The sequence below is a fragment of the Aestuariirhabdus litorea genome (assembly GCF_003864255.1).
Classification (GTDB): Bacteria; Pseudomonadota; Gammaproteobacteria; order Pseudomonadales; family Aestuariirhabdaceae; genus Aestuariirhabdus; species Aestuariirhabdus litorea.
In genome coordinates, this window is record NZ_QWEZ01000002.1 from 1,241,046 (window position 1) to 1,261,853 (window position 20,808).

Genomic DNA, 20,808 nt, shown 5'->3' on the forward strand with positions numbered 1-20,808 from the left:
CAGGCTAGCTTTCGCTCCCGCCCTTGAGCTCCTCGAATCGCATTGACAGGTCAATGGCCCGGCAATCCTTGGTCAGGGCACCGATCGAGATATAGTCCACGCCGGTTTGTGCGATCGGCAGCAGGGTGTCACGGGTGATGCCGCCCGAGGCTTCCAGCTTGGCCTTCCCCTGATTGCGGGCGACCGCTTCACGCATCTCCTCCAGGCTGAAGTTATCCAGCATGATGATGTCGGCGCCGGCGGTTAAGGCCAGCTCCAGCTCTGCCAGCGACTCCACCTCCACTTCCACCGGCTTGCCGGGTGCCTGGCGCTGGGCGGTGGCGATCGCCTGGGGGATTCCGCCGCAGGCGTTGATGTGGTTCTCCTTGATCAGGAACGCATCAAACAGCCCGATACGGTGGTTGAAGCAGCCCCCCTGGGTGACGGCGTATTTCTGCGCACTGCGAAGCCCCGGAATGGTTTTGCGTGTATCAAGCAGGCGCACCGGGGTGTCGGCCACCTGCAGGGCATACCGGTGGCACAGGGTGGCTGTGCCGGACAGCGTCTGCAGGAAGTTGAGGGCGCAGCGCTCTCCGGTGAGCAGACTGCGGGCGTTGCCCTGAAGCAGGAACAGCTCGGCGTTGGGCTCGACCCGGTCCCCATCCGTTACCCGCCACTGGATCTCGACACTGGGGTCGAGTTGGCGAAACACCTCGTTGACCCAGTCAACGCCACAGATCACGGCGGCTTCCCGGGTAATAATGCGGGCGCGGGCCTGCTGCTCAGCCGGTATCAGGGCTGCTGTAATATCTCCACTGCCGATATCCTCCTGCAGGGCCCAGCGGACAGTGTGTTCGATATCCCGGGCCAGTGCCGGGTTGCTGTTTGGGGTAGAGGTCATCGAAGGGGCCTAATCATCAGTAGTGGCGCCGGATTATAGGGGGGATTGGCGGTGCTGTTAAGTCACTATCCCCCGTGCCCTGGTGGTTGAGGAGCGGTTAGCCCGGGGGGAGCGGCCTCAGGGTGAGCTCCTGGCCGCGCTGGGTAAACTCCAGCTGCCGCAGGGCGCTCATGCCGAGCAAGACCTCGTCCCCCTGCATGGCGGGATTAATGCTGGCAGGGACGTCGTACAGCACAATCTCGCCCATCTGCAGGCTGGCAATGCGGGTGCTGAATACCCGCACCCGGCCGTTGGCTGTATTGGCATACCCGGCGACACCCCTTTGCAGTCCTGCCTTGCGGGCCAGGCTTTCGGCGACCACAACCGCCGTGGCACCGGTATCCAGTAGCAGGGTGGCGGGTTGACCGTTGATGGCGCCTGTCAGCAGGTAGTGGCCGAAGCGGTTTTGCCGGAGCACCAGCTCCGGCAGGCCATCGGCATCGAGTCGACTTTGGGGGGTGCTATTGGGGTTGTATTGCTGCTCCTCGACCCCGGCAAAGTAACGGGTCAGCAGCGCCAGGCCGATGATCCAGGCGATCGCGATCATCCAGTGCCCGCGGCGTTTATGGGGGTTTTCTGCGGCCATGGTCAATTATAGGCGGACTCGGTTGTGGGGGTACAGTCCGGGGGGCGAGGTCTCTTATAAATCAAAGGAGCAAAATAGAGCTGTTTACTTACTATCGTCATTAAAAAGATGGAAATTTGACGCAGTTCTGGGGTCGATGTGACATGCCTCCCTAACCCGCGAAATTGTTGGGCTAGGGGCTACCTTATCGTTTTATACTGGCTTTCAGGATAGCGCCAGCCGTCCCCGGGAAGTGGGGGCGCAGGCACTCAGGTGAAGCAGCAGATCAGGGAGTGAGGCTGACGGGGGCGACCCCGGTGCGGGAGGGAATGGTTGACCCGCAAAGAGTGGAGAGAGGGCGATGAACAGAGATTCAAAAGTTGTATCCCTGACACCGGTCAGCGGTAGCAACGCGCCCGGATTAAAGCTAGCCAGGCCGCTACAGAAAATCCGTCAGCTTGCGATCAGGCAGCTGGCGGTACTCCTGCGGGGATTGTTTGATAACGCAGATGATACCCTGTTTGATATGGCCGATAAGGCGGGCTCGAACTCCGAGCAAAACATCTATTTCGAAGCGATGCGTGACCTGCGTTTGAAGCGCCGGGTCATGGAATCGCGTTTCTACCGTACTATCGATGAAGGGTTTCAAAGCTTGTCCCAGGCAGAAGCCAGTGAGGTTAAACTGGGAGCGGTCTCTATTGAGGGCCTCAGTATTCTGCAGAACGATGAGCTGGAGCAGTCGGTCGCCATCGAGGGTATGGTGTCCCGGGTGCTTAACCGTGATCAGGGTATGTCACTGAGCCACCTCAGTACCCGTATCGACTCGCTGGTGTCCCGCAACATCACCACGGTTAACAACCCGATGGGCCCCAAGCTATTGTGCGAAGCCTTCAACATAGCCTGCAAAGAGCTGGACGTCGATATCAAGGTCAAGCTGATCGTTTTTAAGCTGTTTGAAAAGTACGTACTTAACCAGATTGAAAAACTCTATCTGGAGCTCAACCACACGCTGGTGGCTGATGGGGTGTTGCCGGGCCTGTCCCATGTGCAGTCCCGCAAACCGTCACCGGCGCCTCGCCAGCCAACGCCTGAAACCGCAGCCAAGGAAGCGGAAAGCCCGGTAGAAGTTCAGCTGGCCCAGCAGATGTTTGGCGCACTGCGTGGCCTGATGGCCAAATCCAGTGTGGTGCAGCGCGCGGGAAGTCGTGCAGCGGCCGGTTACTCGGGAGTTGCCAGTCAGCAGGAGCTGATGGGGTTGTTGTCCCAGCTGCAGCAGACGACCCAGGAGGTCTCTGGGGCCGAGGATGTGCGAGGCGCGCTGCAGGACCTGATGGTGACCCAGCAGCGCAACCGGGCCTTGAGCAGTGTTGATGACGATGCGATCAACCTGGTCTCCATGCTGTTTGAGTTCATCCTCGATGACAGCAACATTCCCGAGGGGGTCAAGGCGTTGCTGGGCCGAATGCAGATCCCGATTCTCAAAGTCGCCATCATCGACAAGGCGTTCTTTAGCAAGGCCTCCCATCCTGCTCGCAAATTATTGAATGAGATGGCCTCGGCTGCCCTGGGTTGGAGCGACCAGGATAGCCAGACCCAGGACCGGTTGCTGCAGAAGATGGAGCAGCTGGTGTTCCGCATTTTGCGCGAGTTTGAGGACAACATTAGTATCTTCTCCGACTGCCTCGACGATTTCATGGGCTTTGTCGCCCGCGAGCGTCGCCGCAGTGAGTTGATGGAGCAGCGGGTTCGTGATGCCGAGGAGGGGCGGGCAAAGACCGAAACCGCCCGCGATGCGGTTCAGTCTGCGTTAGCTGAAAAGATGGTGGGCAAAACCCTGCCAGCGGTGGTGGTTGATCTTCTCGAGGATGCCTGGAGTCGGGTCCTGCTGTTGATTCAGCTTAAAGAGGGCGAGTCCTCTCCGAGGTGGCAGGAGGCTCTGGACACCGTTGATGATCTGATCTGGAGTGTCAGGCCGATGGCCGATGCGGCCGACCGTAAACGGTTGCTGAAAATGGTGCCCGGGTTGTTGAAAGCGTTGCGAGTTGGGCTGACGGAGGTCGCCTACGACTCCTTCGCAATGAATAAACTGTTTGCCGATCTGGAAGCGATCCACCTGAGCAGCTTTAAACCCAAGCAGCTTGTTGAGCCCAGGGCAGACAGGCCGGTCGCTGCCGGGAAGATCGCCGTCCCCCATCTTGCTGAGGAGAAGGCGCAGCCGGATACACCCGCCGCCCCCCCGGCCTCGGTGGCGGAAGTTATGCCAGAACCGGTGCAAACGGTAGAGGTTCGGGTTAAAGGGATCGATCCTGCGACCCCCGAGTCCGCCGAGGAGATCTCCTCTCCGGTTGAGCTGACTGAGGATGATCCCAGCTTCCGCCTGATCGACAATCTCAAGGTGGGGGCCTGGGTTGAGTTTGCTGAAAGTGATGTACGTTCATTTCGTTGCAAGCTGGCGGCCGTGATTAAAGCGACCGGTAAGTATGTGTTCGTTAACCGGACCGGCGTCAAGGTTGCCGAGAGAACCCGAAGCCGTTTGGCGCTGGAGCTGCGTGATGGCAGTATGCGCCTGCTGGACGATGCGCTTCTGTTTGATCGGGCACTGGAGTCGGTTATTGGTAACCTGCGGAAGATGAACCAGGCGGAGGGTTAACCACCACGGTGAGGCCGCCGGCCGATGCTGTAATGGTCCGGGTCAGCTGCTAAGATGCGGGCATCATACAGGCTTCAGGTTGTTGTCGATGTTGCAGCTAACGGATCAAGGGTTGATCAGCGGGGTACCTTTTCTGGACTCGCCCAATTGCGAGGATCGTCCAGAGGGGAGTGAGGTATCCCTGTTGGTTGTTCACAACATCAGTTTACCGCCCGGCCAGTTCGGCTCCGGCGATATCACGGATTTTTTTCTCAACCGCCTCGATGTGGAGCGCCACCCCTATTTTCATAGCATCGCCGGATTGCGGGTTTCGGCGCACCTGTTGATTGATCGGCAAGGAGCGATCACTCAGTTCGTACCCTTCCACAGGCGGGCCTGGCATGCGGGCAAATCCTGCTATGCATCCCGTGAAAACTGCAACGACTTTTCCATTGGCATCGAGCTGGAAGGCTGCGATGACCTGGCCTATACCGACCCCCAGTACCAGGCGCTGGCGGCTGTGACCCGCGCCCTCATGGCCCGTTACCCCGCCCTTACCCGCGAGCGAATTTGTGGCCATTCGGATATCGCGCCGGGACGCAAAACGGATCCCGGCCCTGCGTTTAGTTGGGACTATTTCTACGCGCAGCTGGATCTGCTTTTTTAGTATTTGACGCAAAGATCTCTATAAGGTGCCATTGAGCTGGCGCTGTTGTAAGGTGGGAGTCAAAGGCCCATGAGTTGGCCTGGATGCCATACAGTGATAATAGGGAGACTGTTCTATGTCGTCGGTTTTTGTTCCTGCCATCAAATTGATGGGGCGCCTCTCCTTCGCGCTCAAGTTCAGTTTGATCAGCGCGTTGTTCCTCGTGCCTCTACTGGTGACCAGCTACAAGGTGATTGATAGCTCGTTGCAGTCGATAGCCACGACCCAGCAGGAGCAGAACGGGATAGAAGCCATGCGAGTGGGATTGCAGTTGCACCGGGCCGGTGCCGAGCAGCTGCAGCTGGTCGAGGTGGTTAATATTGTTGGCAAGACCAATGAGGACACCCCCTGGAAGCCGCGTATGGAGGCGCAGGCTCAGGCGCTGGCCGCCGAACTCGCAGGTGCCCGTGAGCTGGCGCCGATGGCCCCCTTCACAGAGGCCCTGGAGCGGGTCGCGCAGCGCCTGGACGGGTTGCAGGGGGTCAACGGGGTGGAGCGCCAAAAAGCGGCCGAGTCCCTGCGCAACAGTACCGCCCAGCTACTGGATGCGATTGAGGACGGCAGCGGCCTGTCGCAGGATGATAGTCGTGATGTGCGACGGCTACTGAAGTTTGCCGGCGAGCAGCTACGCCCGCTGCTGGGTCTGCTGGGCAGTGGCCAGGCAGTGGGTAGCTACTCCCTGGAACAACGTTACCTGAGCGAATTTTTCAGCAACAAACTCTATGACCAGGTGGAGAGTCTCAAGCTTGGTGCCGGGCTTTACGATGAGCGGGTCAAGGAGTTGCTGGGCCCTCTTGAGGTTCCCGAAGTGGAGGCTTCAGCGGCAGCGTTGTCGGGAGAGCTGAACGCCCTGGCGGATCGGCTGGAGAATGGCATCTTGCTGGCCGACAGTTATGCGGTGGACAGCACCACCTTCTTTGACCAGACCGCCAGCCAGATAGGCGAGGTGTATCGGGTGGTCGATGCTGTACTGGCTGAGATCGAACACCAGCTGACGGAACGCCAGGCCGTTGAGCGCCGCGCACTTTGGGTCATGGTGGGCGTGCTGTTGCTGGTGCTGCTGGTCATTACCTATCTCTACGGTGGCTTTTTCCTGTCGATGCGTGAAGGGATGAAATCCTTCACCCGGGCGGTTCACCGGGTCGCTGAGGGGGATATGACTACCGAGGTGGCCATCCACAGCCGTGACGAGCTGGGTGCGCTGGGAGAAGAGTTCAACACCATGACGCGACAGATTCAGGAGCTGCTGGCATCGGTTGATGCCACCGTCAGCCAGGTGCAGGGGCAGGCTGAAGTGGTCAGTGGCAGTGCCGAGCGGAATCACCAGTTGATCAGCGAGCAACGCTCACAGGTTGAGCAGGTGGCGGCCGCCATGAACCAGATGACCGCCACCGTACAGGAGGTAGCCAGTAACTGTGTTAACAGCGCCGACTCGGCCAGCCGTGCAAATAGTCGCACCGTAGAAGGGCAGGCCCTGGTGGAGCAAAGCTGCACCGGCATTCGCTCCCTTGCGGAGGGGATCAACAGCGCAGCGGCCACCATCAACCGCCTTGCCGAGGACAGCAAGAGCATCAGCCAGATGCTGGATACGATCAAAGGGGTCGCTGAACAGACCAACCTGTTGGCGCTGAACGCGGCCATCGAGGCGGCTCGGGCGGGGGAACAGGGGCGAGGTTTTGCGGTGGTTGCCGATGAGGTGCGCACCCTGGCCCAGCGGACCCATGGATCCACCGAGGAGATCGAAAGCATTATCCAGCGCTTGCAGCAGGGGGTAAGCCAGTCGGTCAGTGCGATGGAGCAAAGCCATCGGCAAGCGAACGATACGGTGCAACAGGCTGAGCAAATGGGGGAGTCCCTGCAGGAGATTGTGGCTGCGGTTGACCATATTGTGAGTGAGAATCACCAAATCGCTCAGGCGGCGGAAGAGCAGACATCGGTAGCCAGTGAGATCGACCAGAGTCTGGTGTCCATTAACTCCATGGCGGAGCAGAGTGCAGAGACTTCGAGCCAGACCGAGCAAGCCAGCCAGGAGATGTCGAGGCTGGCGGGCGAGCTCAAGGCGCGGGTGGCCACCTTTACCGTCTGAGGCGAATGCTGAATTCGGTGCCCTGACCGGGGGTTGATTGCACCGTCAGCGCTCCCTTGTGATTATTGCGAATGATAAAAAAGGAGACGGACAGGCCCAGGCCTGTCCCCTCGCCCACCTCCTTGGTGGTAAAGAAGGGCTCGAAGATACGCTTACGCGTTTCAGCATCCATACCCACCCCGTTGTCCTCAACACTGATGACCGCCCAGGCGCCTTCGCTGCGGGTACGAATCTTGATGAGTCCTTTCCAGTCAGGATCCTGGCGGCTGAAGATCGCATGGGCCGCATTCTTGACCAGGTTCAGCAGCACCTGCTCCAGTTCATTGGGGATGCAGGGGACCGCTTCCAGCGACTCGTCCAGTTCGCTGACGATTTCTATTTCGTGGCGGATGATCCGGCTGCGGATACCAAGGTCGCTATAGGCGATCTCAAGTGTTCGACGAACCAGCTCGCTGAGTGAGGTGGGTACCAGCATTCGATTGCTGCGCCGGCTGAACTGCAGCACGTTGTTGACGATGGAGGAGGCGCGCGCGCCGGCGTCCTGGATATTTCCCAGGAATCGCAACACCTCGCGTTTTTTCAGGTAGTAGTTCAGCCGCTCCAGGTCCACCCCCAGCTGGCTGGCGACCTCGATGTTTTTGGCCAGGTTAGGCGACACCCGGCGCTTGATGTTCTGGGCGCTCTGGATAATGGCCCCGAGAGGGTTGTTGATCTCATGGGCCATGCCAGCGGCAAGCTGCCCAACCGAGATCATCTTTTCGGATTGCACCACCATCTCCTCCATGCGCAGCCGTTCGCTGACGTCATCGATGCGGATCACTGCACCGGCATGCTGCCCGCCTTGCAGAGGGTAAACGATCATCTCCAGCGTTCTCTCCTCGCCGCTGGCAAACAGGGGAAGCTGTTCTACCGATTGGATGCTGTTCTGGGTGATGCTGCTTCTGATGCTCGGAAGGTGGGTTGCCAGCAGGGGGACAACCTCATTGACCGGCCGGCTCAGTGCATCACTGCGCTGAACCTTGAACAGCTTTTCCGCTTCGTTGTTCCACTGCTGGATCAGCAGCTGCTCATCCACTGCGATCAGCGTCGAGGGCATCGAGTCGATGATGCTGGAGAGAAAGTTTTGTAGTCCGGTCAACTCCTGCTCGATGCGAGTGCGGACCCGCACTTCATGTTCCAGCGACTTGTTGGCTTCGCTCGTCTCATGCGCCAGCGCCTGGGCCTGCTGTCCGGCGCGCTCGGCTCGATCCCGCTCGCTGGTCAGCATCAGGTCCCGAGCTTCTATGCGGTTGAGCATGGTGTTAAAGGTACTGGCCAGTACACCGGTTTCATCATCGAACTGTTTCTGTGCGCGAACCTGGTAGTTTTCTCCATCGGATACAGTGTTAGCGATGGAGATCAGGTGGAGGATGGGGGCGGTGATCAGGTACTGGATAAGGCGATTGAGGATTAGCAGCAGGGTCAGAATCAAGAGCACCATAATGGGGGCGGCGATGGTGATGCCGAGAACAAAATGCTGCGGCAGGCGAGCGCTGGCTTTGGCTATCACCGTCAGCTCCCCCTCAGCAGGGTGAAGCACGGTCAGCGCATGCAGGTCGCTATCGTCTCCCGGCCGAGGAAGTGTGGCAGGCATCGGGGGCAGGTTTTGCTCCTGGCTGGCCTGGGCGATTAGCGCTCCACCCGGGTTGTAGAGACCAAGCTGGATAATCTCATCCTCGGGCTCCAGTAACGACTGTAAAAGGTTGTGGGTGTGCTCGCTGGAAGATGATAATGGCTCGTGTCCTGCCTGGGTATGCAGGATGTACTGGATACGGTTAACTGCAGAGGGGATCAGGTACTTACCGGAAATGTAGTAGGCCGTCAGGGTAAGGACCACAATGGAAAATGCACAGATCGATACCACTACGGCGATCTGTATCGCCAGCAGCTTACGCCCTAAGGGCAGGTTGGCAATAACGTTCCGTAATGCAGTTAAGGAGGTCACGCAGGTGTCTCTGGGCCAGGGGAGTAGTACATATCAAAGTGTAGCCAAACCCTTAGTGGATGCCCCGTCTCTCGAGCTCCTCAAGCAGGCGCTTATGTTCCGGCATGGTTAACCCTATGGCCTGTGCCTGCTGGAGAATGAAGCCGTTGATAAAGGGAAGTTCGGTGGCCCTGCCGCATTGGCTATCCTGGTAGGTCGAAGAGTAATTGGCGGCTGTGTCTCGGCAAACCTGCCTGACCTGCCGGGGAATCTGCTCGGCGAATCCCATGCCCAGCTGGCGGTAGAGGGAGCGGGTTTCATCGCTGAGGGCCTCCAGTCGTCCCCTCTTTTCGCCCTCAAGAAGGTCACCGTTGCGGCACTGGTAGAGAGCGGTCAGGCCGTTGATGCTGGCATTGATGGCGAGCTTCATCCAAAGGCGATCCCCGATCTGTGGATCGTGCTGGATCCGGAGACCACTTTGCCCCAGTGAGGACACCAGCTCCGGGCTGTGATCGCTGTCGGAGGCGTGCAACTTTCCCAGCCAGCTCTGTCCATGGCCGGCGTGCACCACTTCATGGGGGGCGGGCAGGTAGGCTCCCTCGGTGGTGCTCAGGCAGTAGATGTCCAGTTGCGGAAATCGCTTGATGATCTGCTGCTGGCTACCCAGGCCATTCTGGCAAAGGACGACACGGGCATTGTTGCTGAGGTGGGGCAGGGCCTGCTCGATCGCCGGCAGGGCATCCGGAGCTTTGCAGCAAAGGAGCAGCCGCTCGATGGGGTGCGCCAGCGACTCCAGCCTGTGTTGGGCCAGGGGAAGCTCGATGGCGGCACTGTCGGCACTCTCCCTTAAGCGCAGGCTCCCTTGTCGCTCCTGACGGGCCAGCAGGTGGACGCCAACGCCCTGCTGGGCAAGACGGGCCGCCCAGAGCGAGCCCATGGCGCCGGCCCCGAGAACGGTCCAGCCAGGGTCAGGGCAGGGGGCAGTGCCGGTGCTAGGCATCGGCAATCAGCTGGCCCGACCTGGCCGGAACTCACACTCCAGAATGCGGTTGTTGTCGACCAGGCAGCCCGACTGCTCCTGCAGCCACAGCAGCATCTCTTTGGCATCGATGGTTCCCTGGCGGGCGTCTACCCCGCACAGCAGGGTGGTGGCCTGTACCGAGATAAAACCGGCAGAGGTCTTAAAGGCCTTGAGGTTGATCCCCTCGTGGATACGCTTGAAACTGCCGCTGCTGCAGTGGTGCAGGTTGGGGAGGGTGGTGATGGCGGCAAACTGGGTCGGTTGCAGGCGACTGACGGTATCCATCGGCCTGACCAGTTGCGAAAGGCGGCGACCCACGCCGCGGATCACCTCATCCAGAATCGCCTTGTTGTATTTGTTAGCAATACGGTCCGGCTCTTTGATCTCTATCACGAGGACGCAGACCGCCTGGTCGCGCTCATGCACCTGCTTGATACTCTGTTTGAGTTTTTTCAGCATGTAGCGGCCGTTGCCCAGGCCCGTGAGAGCGTCGACCAGGTTCCTGCTGCGTAACTGCTGGTTGTTTTCCAGCAGCAGCTGATTCTGGCGCAACAGTTTGTTCTGGATGGAGGACATCCGCTGGGCCGCAAAGATGCGAGGCGGTAGCTGCTCGTTCATGGCGGACTTGTGGATGAAGTCGTCCACCTGGCGGTCAAACGCCTCCTCCAGCGCGTCGGCCCCCTCCTTGGCGGTCAGCAGCAGCACATAGGTGAAGTGGTTGCTGGCTTCGTCGAGTTGGCGCACCCGGCTGGTGAGCTCCAGCCCGTCCATCTCCGGCATCAGCCAGTCGGCGATCAATATGCTGGCGGGGCGGCGCTCCAGCTCGTCCAGCGCCTGCAGTGCGCTGGTCGCGTAGCGGATGTTCTTGAAGCCTGTGCGCTCGAGAGTTCGGCCGATCATGGCGCTACTAAAACGCGCGTCGTCAACCACCATAATGGAGCAGTTAGGGTCGATCATTGCTTTCCTTTCACCCGAATCAAAACTGGACAGTGACTCACAAGCCAATACAAAGTTACGGTATAATAACCGATTTCGCGCCTCGTCACCCACTCTCTGACGGATGGCCGATTTTCTCCCCCCCAAGGGGGAATCGTTAAAGACCAAGGAGCCACTATGCCTTCATTTGATATCGTTTCCGAAGTGGAGATGCAGGAGCTGACCAACGCCGTTGACCAGGCCAACCGGGAGCTTGAAACCCGTTACGACTTTCGTGGGGTAGACGCCTCCTTTGATCGCAGCGAAAACAAGGTCACCATGATTGCCGAAGCGGACTTCCAGCTGCAACAACTGCTGGAGATCCTGAAATCGAAACTGATCAAACGCAGCATCGACGTCAAATGCCTGGATATCGCCGACCACTACGCCTCCGGCAAGCAGGTCAAGCAGGAGGTCACCGTGCGTGAGGGGTTGGACAAGGAGCTGACCAAGAAGCTGGTTAAACTGATCAAGGAGTCCAAGGTCAAGGTGCAGGCGGCCATTCAGGGCGACAAGGTGCGGGTAACCGGCAAGAAGCGTGATGACCTGCAGGAGTGTATCGCTCTGCTGCGCGAGACCGAGCTGGATATGCCCCTGCAGTTCAACAACTTTCGCGACTAGGCTCGACTGCGGAGGGCTCCGCGGCTGGGTCTTCGCCCCAGGGGGCCACTTTCAGCAGCAGTAACATGCCCGGCACCGCCAGCAGGGTGCAGAGCAGGAAGAAGTGACTCCAGCCCACCGCCTCCACCATATAGCCGGTGAAGGCGTTGGCTACCGTGCGGGGCAGTGCCGTCAGGGCGGTAAAGAGAGCCAGCTGGGTGGCGGTGTGGGCGCGGCTGGTGGTGCGGGCGATAAAGGCCACAAACGCCGCCGTGCCCAGGCCCACCCCCAGGTATTCGAAGCCGATCACCAGCGCCAGCAGCCACAGGTTGTAACCACTCTCGGCCAGCACCACGAAGCCGAGTATGGAGACAATCTGTACCAGGCCGAACACCCAGAGTGCTCGATTGATGCCGATACGCACCATCAACATGCCGCCGAGAATACCGCCGATGATCATCGGCCACAGCCCGGCATGCTTGGCGATGACACCAATCTCCGTGAGGCTGAATCCCATATCCAGGTAAAAGGGAGTGGCCAGCGCCGTCGCCATGCTATCCCCCAGCTTGTAGAGGAACATAAAGGCCAGGATCAGGCACGCATGACGGACTCCGTTGCGGCTGAAGAACTCCAGGAAGGGGGCCTTGACCGCCTGCTCGAGGCTGCTCGGGGGCGCTGCGGTGTGGCTTGGCTCATCGATGCTGAGGGTGAGCCCGATACCCGCCAGCATAAAGAGCGCGACGATCGGAAAGACCGTGGACCAGGGCAGTAGGTCCGCGAGGATCAAGGCCAGGGAGCCGGGAATCAGCCCGGCAATACGGTAGGCATTTACATGGAAGGAGTTACCCAGTCCAAGCTCGTGGTCGGGGAGGATTTCGCGTCGGTAGGCGTCCAGGACGATATCCTGGCTGGCGCTAAAGAACGCCATGATGGCGGCCAGTGCGGCGATCAGCGTCAGGTTGCTGACCGGAACCATCCCCAGGGCTGCGATGGACAGCAGCAGCCCCAGCTGGGTCACCAGCATCCAGCCCCGCCTGAGCCCCAGCAGAGGGAAGCGGAAGCGCTCCATTAGCGGGGACCAGAGGAATTTCCAGGTGTAGGGGAAGCCGATCAGGGTGAAGAGCCCGATCTCCTTGATGCCGACCCCTTCGCTGCGCAACCAGGCCGGTAGCATGGAGATAAGAACGTAGAGGGGCAACCCCGAGGCGAAGCCGGTGAAGATGCAGATCAGCATGCGCCGGTTAAGCAGCGCCTTAAGTATGGAGTGATCGGGCATCAGTTCTCAAATCCCCCCTGCCACTGGAAGCGGCGCAGGGGAACGCGGTCGCCGATGAACTCGATCCCTTCCTCCAGCAACAGGGCTTGCTGGCGCTGGTACTGGGCAGAACCGGCGGGGAAGGAGATTCGCCCCTGGCTGTTGATTACCCGGTGCCAGGGGATGTTGGTGCCCCGGGGCAGCTGCCTGAGAACACTACCGACCATACGGGCGTGTTGGGGTAATCCCGCCATCCTTGCCACCTGGCCATAGGTGACCACAGCGCCGGCTGGAACCAGGCTGACAACTTGCCAGATCCGAACCTGGGGTGAGCTGTTGTCCATGCAGGGGGTATCTCTTCAAGTGGCGGGCCGCGGCCCATGATAGCTTATGTGCCCTATGGAAACTATCTCCGGCCCCGGGCCCGGTTTCGCAGGCTTGCGTTTACCGGAGGCCGGTTATTCGCTCCGCTGAATCGATATTTCGGTCAGTTAGGGGTGTGACGAGTAAGGGCAGAGCAGGCATACTACAATTGACTCATTTGGGCGCAGTGGCCCTGCGGCGGGGGAGGACCCCCTGACCGGTTATCGAACCATAAGATCAGCATTCAAGGAGAGCCGATATGAAGAGGGTGCTTGCCATACTGGTGGCGGGACTGTGGTCGTTGGCCAGTTGGGCGGCGGTTCAGCAGGCGTATGAATTCCCGACCCTGAGCCCGGAATACAGCCCCTATGAAGCCACCGTGGTGGGGACCCTGCCGGAGGTGGAAGCCACCTTGCCTGCGGGCAACCCCATGACCATGGAGCGGATCAGGATCTTTGATGACCGGGTGGTCCCGGAGCCCTTTTTCTTCGACGAAGAGCTACGATACTCCTATGCCTGGCAGAAGGGTGAAGCGCCGCTGGTGTTTATGATTGCCGGCACAGGGGGGACCTACAACGGCTCCAAGAACGTAAACATGGGACGTGCCTTTTTCGATGCAGGCTTCCATGTGGTATCGATCTCCTCCCCTACCTTCATGAACTTTATCGTTTCCGCCTCCCGCACCAGTGTGCCCGGTCATGCCTACGAGGATGCCAAGGATCTCTACCGGGTGATGGAGAAGATCTGGGAGCGCCACCGGGAAGATATCAGCGTCAGTGATTTTTATATCACCGGCTACAGCCTGGGGGGGTTCAATACCGCTTTTGTAACCCTGCTTGATGAAACACGCAAAACCTTCAACTTTCGTAAGGCCCTGCTGATTAACCCACCGGTATCGCTCTACAGCTCGATCTCATTGTTGGACCGCATGAGCCAGAATATTCCGGGAGGAATGGATAATTTTAGTCTTTTCTTCCAGTCATTGCTGGACGAAGTCAGTAATGTTTACACTGCTTCAGACTCGGTGGATATCGATGCCGACTTCCTCTACCAGGCCTACCAGGCTGTTAACCCCAGCAATGAGGAGCTGGCGGCCCTGGTGGGGGTCTCCTTCAGGCTTTCCTCTGCCAGCCTGATCTACACCGCAGATGTCATCAATCGTTACGGGTTTGTTGTCCCCTCCAACGTCATTATGACCAAAAACTCGAGCCCCGGTGACTACATGAGGGCCACCTACCAGCTAGGCTTCACCGATTATGTGCATGGCTTTTTCTATCCCTATTACAAGCAGCAGGATCCAACGCTCGAGCGAGAACAGCTGGTTAAGGATATGAGCCTGACAGCGATCGAGTCCTACCTGAAAAACAGCACCAAAATCGAGGTGATGCACAATCAGGATGACATTATCCTGGCGCCGGGAGAGATCGATTTCTTCCCACGCGTATTTGGGGATCGTGCCAAGATCTATCCCAAGGGGGGGCACTGCGGAAACATGTCACACAGGGATAATGTGGCCCATATGATCAATGTGTTCAGGCAGTAGGAGTGGGGAAGATGACGAGGATGTTAAAACAGATAGCCGATGTATGCCCGCGCTTACTTGCCGCACTCATCCTGATGGGGACGTTGGCGGGGTGCAGCGTAAACCCCAAGGTTGAAGGGGAACAGCCAGCCAATACCTATTTCGAAGCGGACGCGCTGTTGAGTGATGATGGCTCACATTATAGGACGCGTCAGGTATATGACCCCTGGGAGGGCTTCAACCGCACCATGTATAGATTCAACTATCGGCTGGATCGTTACGTACTGTTGCCGGTAGTGAGCGGCTATCAATACATTACCCCCGATATCGTTGAGACAGGAATTCATAACTTCTTCAATAACCTGGGTGAGATCAACACCTTTCTCAACAGCCTGCTGCAGCTGGAGTTTACCAAGACCGTACAGACCGGCGGCCGCTTCCTCACCAACTCGACGGTCGGCCTGCTGGGTTTTATCGATGTGGCTACCCAGCTTGGTATCCCCCGGCGAAAAGAGGACTTTGGCCAGACGCTGGGCTATTGGGGGGTAGGTTCCGGGCCCTATCTGGTATTGCCGGTGTTTGGCCCCTCCTCGTTGCGGGACGGGGTAGGACTGGGGGTCGATTCCCTCGCCCGCAGCGCTGTGTTGAACGAGCTGGATATGAAGTCCTCCGAAGAGACGGCCCTGACGGTCATGGATGGTATCGATACGCGGGCAAATACCCCGTTTCGCTATTACGAAACCGGCTCGCCCTTCGAGTATGAGCTGGTACGGGGGCTTTGGATGACCAAGCGTAAGCTGGATATCGAGAAATAGGGGGCAGCATCATGAAATTTGTCTACACAGTGTTGCACGCCCTGCGGGCAAGCCTGGCACTCCTGTTGCTGGCGACGGTGCCTATGGGGCTAGCCCAGGGGGATGAACATCCACCCATCAAGGTGGGGGTTACCGCCTCCCTTTCCGGTAACTACCAGGCCCAGGGCCAGGGGTTGCTGGAGGGGCTGAAAATGTGGGTCCGGGATATCAATGCGCGGGGCTCTCTTCTGGGTCGCCGGGTGGTGCTGGTGGGCTATGACGATGAGTCCAGCCCACAAAAAAGCGCCCAGCTTTACGAACGACTGATCCGGGAAGATAAGGTGGACCTGCTGGTGGGCCCCTACGCCTCTGATCTGACCCTCGCCGCCAGCGCGGTGGCGGAAAAGTTCAACATCCCGATGGTATCCGGCACCGCCGCATCCGAGGAGATCTGGAACCAGGGGTTTGCCAATATCTTTCAGGTGGACCTGCCTGCCCACAAATACATGGTGGGCGGTCTGGAGATCGCCAGGGCGGCCGGTATAGAGCGGGTCGGTATTCTCTACCAGGACTCCCAGTTTACCCGCGATGTGGCCTCAGGTGCCCGGGCCGAGGCGCAGCAGTTGGGAATGGAAGTCGTGGAGTTCAGTAGCTACTCACCCAATACCCGTGATTTTTCCGATCTGGTCAAGGGGCTCAGGCAGCAGCAAGCCGAGCTGGTGCTGGGGGCCTCCTACCTTGACGATTCGGTGGCCATCGTACAGGAGCTGAAGCGGCAGAACTTCAGCCCGCGGGCGGTTGGCTTTACCTCCGGCCCCTCGCTGGTGGAGTTTGGCGAGCGGTTGGGGGCGGATGCTGAAGGGGTACTGGGTTTCACCCCCTGGCTCAGGGCTGCGCGTGAGCCCATGGCATACGACTTCGATTTTCGTTATCGCCAGCTCTACGGGCGCAGCGCTGACAGCAATTCAGCCGGTGGCTATGCCGCTGGTGAGGTGCTGGAGGCCGCGGTTCGCCTGGCCGGCTCCCTGGAGCAGGAGCGGGTGCGCGAGCAGCTGAGAAACATGTCCTTCCTCTCCATTGTTGGGCGCTACCAGGTGGACGAAAAGGGGATGCAGGTGGGCAAGTCCATGTACATACTGCAGTGGCAGAACGGGCACCGGGCTCTGGTCCTGCCGGCCCGCTATGCGGAGGTGAAATCGCAGCCCTTCCAGCCCTGGGACCGGCGCTAGGGGAGCGCCCGGGCGAGCACAAAGGAAAGTGCCATAAAAAAACACCGCAACCCGAACCGGGTGCGGTGTTTTTTTTATGGCCGCCGATTCAGCAGGCAGGTGCCTCCGGGCTAGAGACGCAGGCCTCCGTCCATCTCGATGATGCGGCCACTGTAGTAGTCGTTCTCGAAGATGTAGACCGCTGAGTGGGCGATCTCTTCGCAGGTACCCATGCGTTTAAGGGGGATACCGGCCGTCATGCGCTCGAGCGCCTCGGGCTTCATGCCGGCCGTCATATCGGTGGCGATGAAACCGGGAGCAATCGCCGCGCAGCGAATACCAAAGCGCGCCAGCTCCTTGGACCAGCTGACGGTCATCGCTGCCACCCCGGCCTTGGCCGCGGAGTAGTTGGTCTGCCCCACGTTGCCGTAGCGGGCGATACTGGAGATATTAATAATGACCCCGCCGTTCTGCTGCTCAACCATCTTGGCGGCCACTTCGCGAGTGCAGAGGAACACTCCGGTCAGGTTGACGTCGATCACCGCCTGCCACTGAGCCAGGCTCATCTTGGTGATCTCGCCATCGCGGGCCTTCACCAACAGACCGTCCCGCAAAATGCCGGCATTATTGATGAGACCATCGATGCGACCGAAATCCACGGCGACCTGTTGCACCATCGACTCCACGGCGGCTTCATCGGCCACGTTGGCCAGGTAGAAGCGGGCTTCGCTACCGGCCTCTTCACAGAGCGCCTTGCTTTCGGACAGCTTCTCTTCGTTCAGGTCCACCAGGGCGATACGGGCACCCTTGCGTGCCAGCTCGACCGCCATGGTGCGCCCCAGGCCCTGGCCTGCACCGGTAATGATAATGACCTTGTCCTGTATCTCCATGGGAAGCTCCTCGTTGGGTAAGGTGGAAAGGGGCCTATCATACCCCAAGCGCCGCAGCGGGCACTCACACCAAAGCGGGATATTGCGGGCGTAGCGGCGGTGGGGGTTGAACTTTGATCAGATCGCCACCATCTATGAGGGAGCCTGCCAACAAGTCCTTGCGAATTCCTGGCTTTCAGCTTGACTGCGGATCAAGCTGAAAGCCCCGTAGGGCAAGGCCTGAAACGGCCAGCTTCTGTGTTGCATTCTTTGCTGAGGGCTACGGCCGTTAGCGGCAGTCTGCGCCTGGAATCTGGCCGTTTCCGGCACTTGCAGAAGCCGCAGAGAATTGTTCGCAGGCCCCCTAACCACCCTGATTCTGGAAGCCGGTTATGCGTATTCTCTTTTTGCTGTTCATTATCGTCCCCATTGTGGAGATGGTTGTGTTGATCAAAGTGGGCGAGGTGATCGGTGCCTGGTACACCGTGGGGTTGGTGCTGTTGACCGCGGTGATTGGTATCAACCTGCTGCGCCAGCAGGGGCTCAGTACCCTGATGCGGGCCAACCAGCGCATCAACAGTGGTGAGCTGCCGGCCCAGGAGATGGTGGAGGGGTTTCTGTTGGCCATAGGGGGAGCGCTTCTGCTCACACCCGGCTTTGTGACCGATACCATGGGATTTGCCTGCCTGATTCCGCCGCTGCGCCGGCTGTTGGTGAGTAAGCTGCTGGGCTCAGGGCGTTTTTTTATGGCCGGACAGGGACCGGGATATGGCCCCCGGGGGCCAGCGGGACGAGACCCCGACGTGATCGAGGGCGAGTATCGCCGCGATGAGTAATTTTTTTTAGGGGGGGGTGTTGAAATCCATCGACCCACCCCCATCTACAGGATCACCCAATTCGCTCCCGGTATCTTGCCTGGCAGGTGTCGGGGCAGCGGAGTAAATCCCCTCGCGGGGGCTCCACTTTTCCGGGTCATCCGGAAGCACATAATAAACGGTTGCTGGTCTGCCAGCATTTTGGAAAACACTGGAGAAACATCAATGAAAATTCGTCCGTTATACGACCGTGTGGTTGTACGTCGTCAGGAAGAGGAAACCACCACTGCAGGCGGTATCGTACTGCCCGGATCCGCTGCGGAGAAGCCGAATCGTGGTGAGGTTGTTGCCGTAGGTACAGGCGCTGTGCTGCAGAGCGGTGAGCTGCGTGCGCTGAGCGTCAAGGTGGGCGACAAGGTCGTATTTGGTCAGTACGCCGGCAGTAACACCGTTAAGGTGGACGGCGAAGAGCTGATCATCATGAACGAAAGTGAAATCTACGGTGTGCTTGAGTCCTAAGACGCTCCCGTACCCCTGCTTGCAACTGTAGCTAACTGAATTTTAAGGAATTACTACCATGGCTAAAGAAGTATTGTTTGGTGATAAGGCCCGTCAGCGCATGCTGGTCGGCGTAAACGTATTGGCGGATGCCGTGAAAGCGACTCTGGGTCCCAAGGGCCGCAACGTGGTACTGGAGAAGTCCTTCGGTGCCCCTACCATCACTAAGGATGGTGTTTCTGTTGCTAAAGAGATCGAGCTGGAGGACAAGTTCGAGAACATGGGCGCACAGATGGTCAAGGAAGTTGCTTCCCAGGCCAACGACCAGGCCGGTGACGGTACCACTACTGCGACCGTTCTGGCCCAGTCCATCGTTAACGAAGGACTCAAGGCCGTTGCTGCGGGCATGAACCCCATGGACCTCAAGCGCGGTATCGACAAGGCGACTATTGCCGTTGTTGAAGCCCTTAAGGGCATGGCAATCCCCTGCACCGACGCCAAGTCCATCGCCCAGGTGGGTACCATCTCCGCTAACAGCGACGAAGAGGTGGGTAACATCATCGCCGATGCGATGGCCAAAGTGGGCAAAGAGGGTGTGATCACCGTTGAGGAGGGCAGTGGCCTGTCCAACGAACTCGACGTGGTTGAGGGTATGCAGTTTGACCGTGGTTACCTTTCCCCCTACTTCATCAATAACCAGGACAGCATGAGCTGCGAACTCGACAGCCCCTTCATCCTGCTGGTGGACAAGAAGATCTCCAACATCCGCGAACTGCTGCCGGTGCTGGAGAACGTTGCCAAGGCGTCCCGTCCGCTGCTGATCATCGCTGAAGACGTTGAGGGCGAAGCCCTGGCGACCCTGGTGGTCAACAACATGCGTGGTATCGTCAAGGTGTCTGCCGTCAAGGCGCCTGGCTTCGGCGATCGTCGTAAGGCGATGCTGCAGGATATCGCGATCCTGACCGGTGGTACCGTGATCTCCGAAGAGGTGGGTCTGAGCCTCGAGAACGCGACCCTGGACGATCTGGGAAGCGCCAAGCGTGTCTCCATCACCAAGGAAGACACCACCGTGGTTGACGGTGCCGGTGTGGCTCAGGATATCTCTGCCCGCGTTGAACAAATCCGTGCCGAGATCGAGCAGTCCAGCTCCGATTACGACCGTGAGAAGCTGCAGGAGCGTGTAGCCAAGCTGGCTGGCGGTGTTGCCGTTATCAAGGTTGGCGCCGGCAGTGAAGTGGAGATGAAAGAGAAGAAGGCCCGTGTTGAAGACGCCCTGCACGCTACCCGTGCGGCGGTGGAAGAGGGTGTGGTTGCCGGTGGTGGTGTTGCCCTGATCCGTGCCCTGTCCAGCATCGAAGTAGAAGGTGCCAACGACGACCAGAAAGCGGGTATCTCCCTGGCCCTGCGTGCCCTGGAAGGTCCTATCCGCCAGATCGCTGCCAACTCCGGTGACGAAGGCTCCGTAGTGGTTGAGCGCGTTAAGAACGGCGAAGGCAACTTCGGCTACAACGCGGCTACCGGTGAGTACGGCGACATGATGGAGATGGGTATCCTGGATCCTGCCAAGGTAACCCGCGCTGCACTGCAAGCCGCTGCCTCCGTGGCTGGCCTGATGATCACCACCGAAGCGATGGTGGCCGAAAAGCCTTCTGAAGGCGGCTCCGGCATGCCCGATATGGGCGGCATGGGCGGCATGGGCGGCATGGGCGGCATGATGTAATAGCCCCCTAGCCTGACCGGCCTCGCCGGTCTTCGCTGAAAAACCCCGCACCCGTGCGGGGTTTTTTTATGCCCAGGGATGGGCGGTAGATCGCGGGAGTCATGGACGACGGGAGCGATCACAGGGATGGGCGGTAGATCGCGGGAGTCATGGACGACGGGAGCGATCACAGGGATGGCGGGCCGTTTTGCTCCTGTAAAAACGGAATTTCCCACGTTCCTGTGGGCCTGGAGCCGCAAGAGGTGATCCGTTGGGCTACAGAGTGCGTAAAGCACGGTGGGGATGCTAACCACACAGGAG

Annotated in this window: 18 protein-coding genes; 10 read left to right on the plus strand and 8 right to left on the minus strand. The window is 59.2% G+C overall.

Annotated features, from left to right (window positions below; genetic code table 11):
* Window positions 1-4: 4 nt before the first annotated feature.
* The gene (nadC, locus tag D0544_RS15850) at window positions 5-880 is read right to left on the minus strand and encodes a carboxylating nicotinate-nucleotide diphosphorylase (RefSeq protein ID WP_125017863.1); all 876 of its coding nucleotides are present in this window, start codon (window positions 878-880) and stop codon (window positions 5-7) included.
* A gap of 97 nt (window positions 881-977) precedes the next feature.
* Window positions 978-1,505: a retropepsin-like aspartic protease family protein gene (locus D0544_RS15855; RefSeq protein ID WP_207905908.1), complete on the minus strand. Its 528-nt coding sequence runs from the start codon at window positions 1,503-1,505 to the stop codon at window positions 978-980.
* 340 nt (window positions 1,506-1,845) lie between these two features.
* Between D0544_RS15855 and D0544_RS15860 the strand changes: the two genes are divergently transcribed.
* The 3 genes from D0544_RS15860 to D0544_RS15870 all read left to right on the plus strand — a co-directional run bounded on the left by D0544_RS15860 (window position 1,846) and on the right by D0544_RS15870 (window position 6,905).
* Complete coding sequence (locus D0544_RS15860) at window positions 1,846-4,134, plus strand: DUF1631 domain-containing protein (RefSeq protein WP_125017865.1); 2,289 nt, start codon at window positions 1,846-1,848, stop codon at window positions 4,132-4,134.
* A gap of 88 nt (window positions 4,135-4,222) precedes the next feature.
* Complete coding sequence (ampD, locus tag D0544_RS15865; RefSeq protein WP_125017867.1) at window positions 4,223-4,780, plus strand: 1,6-anhydro-N-acetylmuramyl-L-alanine amidase AmpD; 558 nt, start codon at window positions 4,223-4,225, stop codon at window positions 4,778-4,780.
* 115 nt (window positions 4,781-4,895) lie between these two features.
* Window positions 4,896-6,905, plus strand: coding sequence for a methyl-accepting chemotaxis protein (locus D0544_RS15870; RefSeq protein WP_125017869.1), 2,010 nt, complete (start codon window positions 4,896-4,898; stop codon window positions 6,903-6,905).
* Here D0544_RS15870 and D0544_RS15875 read toward each other — a convergent pair.
* Genes D0544_RS15875 through D0544_RS15885 form a run of 3 tightly spaced genes read right to left on the minus strand, consistent with a single transcriptional unit; the run spans window position 6,895 to window position 10,846 of the window.
* Window positions 6,895-8,889: a HAMP domain-containing sensor histidine kinase gene (locus D0544_RS15875; RefSeq protein WP_125017871.1), complete on the minus strand. Its 1,995-nt coding sequence runs from the start codon at window positions 8,887-8,889 to the stop codon at window positions 6,895-6,897. The two genes, D0544_RS15870 and D0544_RS15875, sit on opposite strands and share 11 nt — an antisense overlap.
* 52 nt (window positions 8,890-8,941) lie before the next feature.
* Window positions 8,942-9,868 carry a ketopantoate reductase family protein gene (locus D0544_RS15880; protein ID WP_125017873.1) on the minus strand — a complete coding sequence of 309 codons (927 nt, stop codon included), beginning with the start codon at window positions 9,866-9,868 and terminating at the stop codon, window positions 8,942-8,944.
* A gap of 6 nt (window positions 9,869-9,874) precedes the next feature.
* Window positions 9,875-10,846, minus strand: a complete 972-nt coding sequence (locus D0544_RS15885) for a GGDEF domain-containing response regulator (protein ID WP_125017875.1) — start codon at window positions 10,844-10,846, stop codon at window positions 9,875-9,877.
* 156 nt (window positions 10,847-11,002) lie between these two features.
* Between D0544_RS15885 and D0544_RS15890 the strand changes: the two genes are divergently transcribed.
* Window positions 11,003-11,485 (plus strand): YajQ family cyclic di-GMP-binding protein, encoded by a 483-nt coding sequence (locus tag D0544_RS15890; RefSeq protein WP_125017877.1) that lies wholly within the window; start codon window positions 11,003-11,005, stop codon window positions 11,483-11,485.
* On the opposite strand, the gene D0544_RS15895 is transcribed toward D0544_RS15890, so the two are convergent.
* Both D0544_RS15895 and D0544_RS15900 read right to left on the minus strand, forming a co-directional pair.
* Entirely contained in the window at window positions 11,466-12,740 is a 1,275-nt protein-coding gene (locus D0544_RS15895) for an AmpG family muropeptide MFS transporter (protein ID WP_125017879.1), read from the minus strand. The genes D0544_RS15890 and D0544_RS15895 overlap by 20 nt on opposite strands.
* The gene (locus D0544_RS15900) at window positions 12,740-13,063 is read right to left on the minus strand and encodes an MGMT family protein (protein ID WP_125017881.1); all 324 of its coding nucleotides are present in this window, start codon (window positions 13,061-13,063) and stop codon (window positions 12,740-12,742) included. The genes D0544_RS15895 and D0544_RS15900 overlap by 1 nt, the downstream gene beginning before the upstream one ends.
* A 278-nt stretch (window positions 13,064-13,341) precedes the next feature.
* Here D0544_RS15900 and D0544_RS15905 point away from each other — a divergent pair, with 278 nt between their 5' ends.
* The 3 genes from D0544_RS15905 to D0544_RS15915 are packed head-to-tail and all read left to right on the plus strand — an operon-like array spanning window position 13,342 to window position 16,627.
* On the plus strand, window positions 13,342-14,625 hold the full coding sequence (locus D0544_RS15905) for an alpha/beta hydrolase family protein (RefSeq protein ID WP_125017883.1): 1,284 nt from the start codon (window positions 13,342-13,344) through the stop codon (window positions 14,623-14,625).
* Window positions 14,626-14,636: 11 nt separating this feature from the next.
* Complete coding sequence (locus D0544_RS15910) at window positions 14,637-15,419, plus strand: MlaA family lipoprotein (protein WP_125017885.1); 783 nt, start codon at window positions 14,637-14,639, stop codon at window positions 15,417-15,419.
* A gap of 11 nt (window positions 15,420-15,430) precedes the next feature.
* Window positions 15,431-16,627, plus strand: coding sequence for an amino acid ABC transporter substrate-binding protein (locus D0544_RS15915; RefSeq protein WP_125017887.1), 1,197 nt, complete (start codon window positions 15,431-15,433; stop codon window positions 16,625-16,627).
* Between the two features lie 110 nt (window positions 16,628-16,737).
* Here D0544_RS15915 and D0544_RS15920 read toward each other — a convergent pair whose 3' ends face one another.
* Window positions 16,738-17,496 (minus strand): SDR family oxidoreductase, encoded by a 759-nt coding sequence (locus D0544_RS15920; protein WP_125017889.1) that lies wholly within the window; start codon window positions 17,494-17,496, stop codon window positions 16,738-16,740.
* Window positions 17,497-17,867: 371 nt separating this feature from the next.
* Here D0544_RS15920 and D0544_RS15925 point away from each other — a divergent pair, with 371 nt between their 5' ends.
* The 3 genes from D0544_RS15925 (at window position 17,868) to groL (ending at window position 20,508) form a co-directional block, all read left to right on the plus strand.
* Window positions 17,868-18,311 carry an FxsA family protein gene (locus D0544_RS15925; protein WP_125017891.1) on the plus strand — a complete coding sequence of 148 codons (444 nt, stop codon included), beginning with the start codon at window positions 17,868-17,870 and terminating at the stop codon, window positions 18,309-18,311.
* A gap of 204 nt (window positions 18,312-18,515) precedes the next feature.
* The gene (locus tag D0544_RS15930; RefSeq protein WP_125017893.1) at window positions 18,516-18,809 is read left to right on the plus strand and encodes a co-chaperone GroES; all 294 of its coding nucleotides are present in this window, start codon (window positions 18,516-18,518) and stop codon (window positions 18,807-18,809) included.
* A gap of 58 nt (window positions 18,810-18,867) precedes the next feature.
* Window positions 18,868-20,508 carry a chaperonin GroEL gene (groL, locus tag D0544_RS15935; protein WP_125017895.1) on the plus strand — a complete coding sequence of 547 codons (1,641 nt, stop codon included), beginning with the start codon at window positions 18,868-18,870 and terminating at the stop codon, window positions 20,506-20,508.
* The last annotated feature ends 300 nt before the right edge of the window (window positions 20,509-20,808 follow it).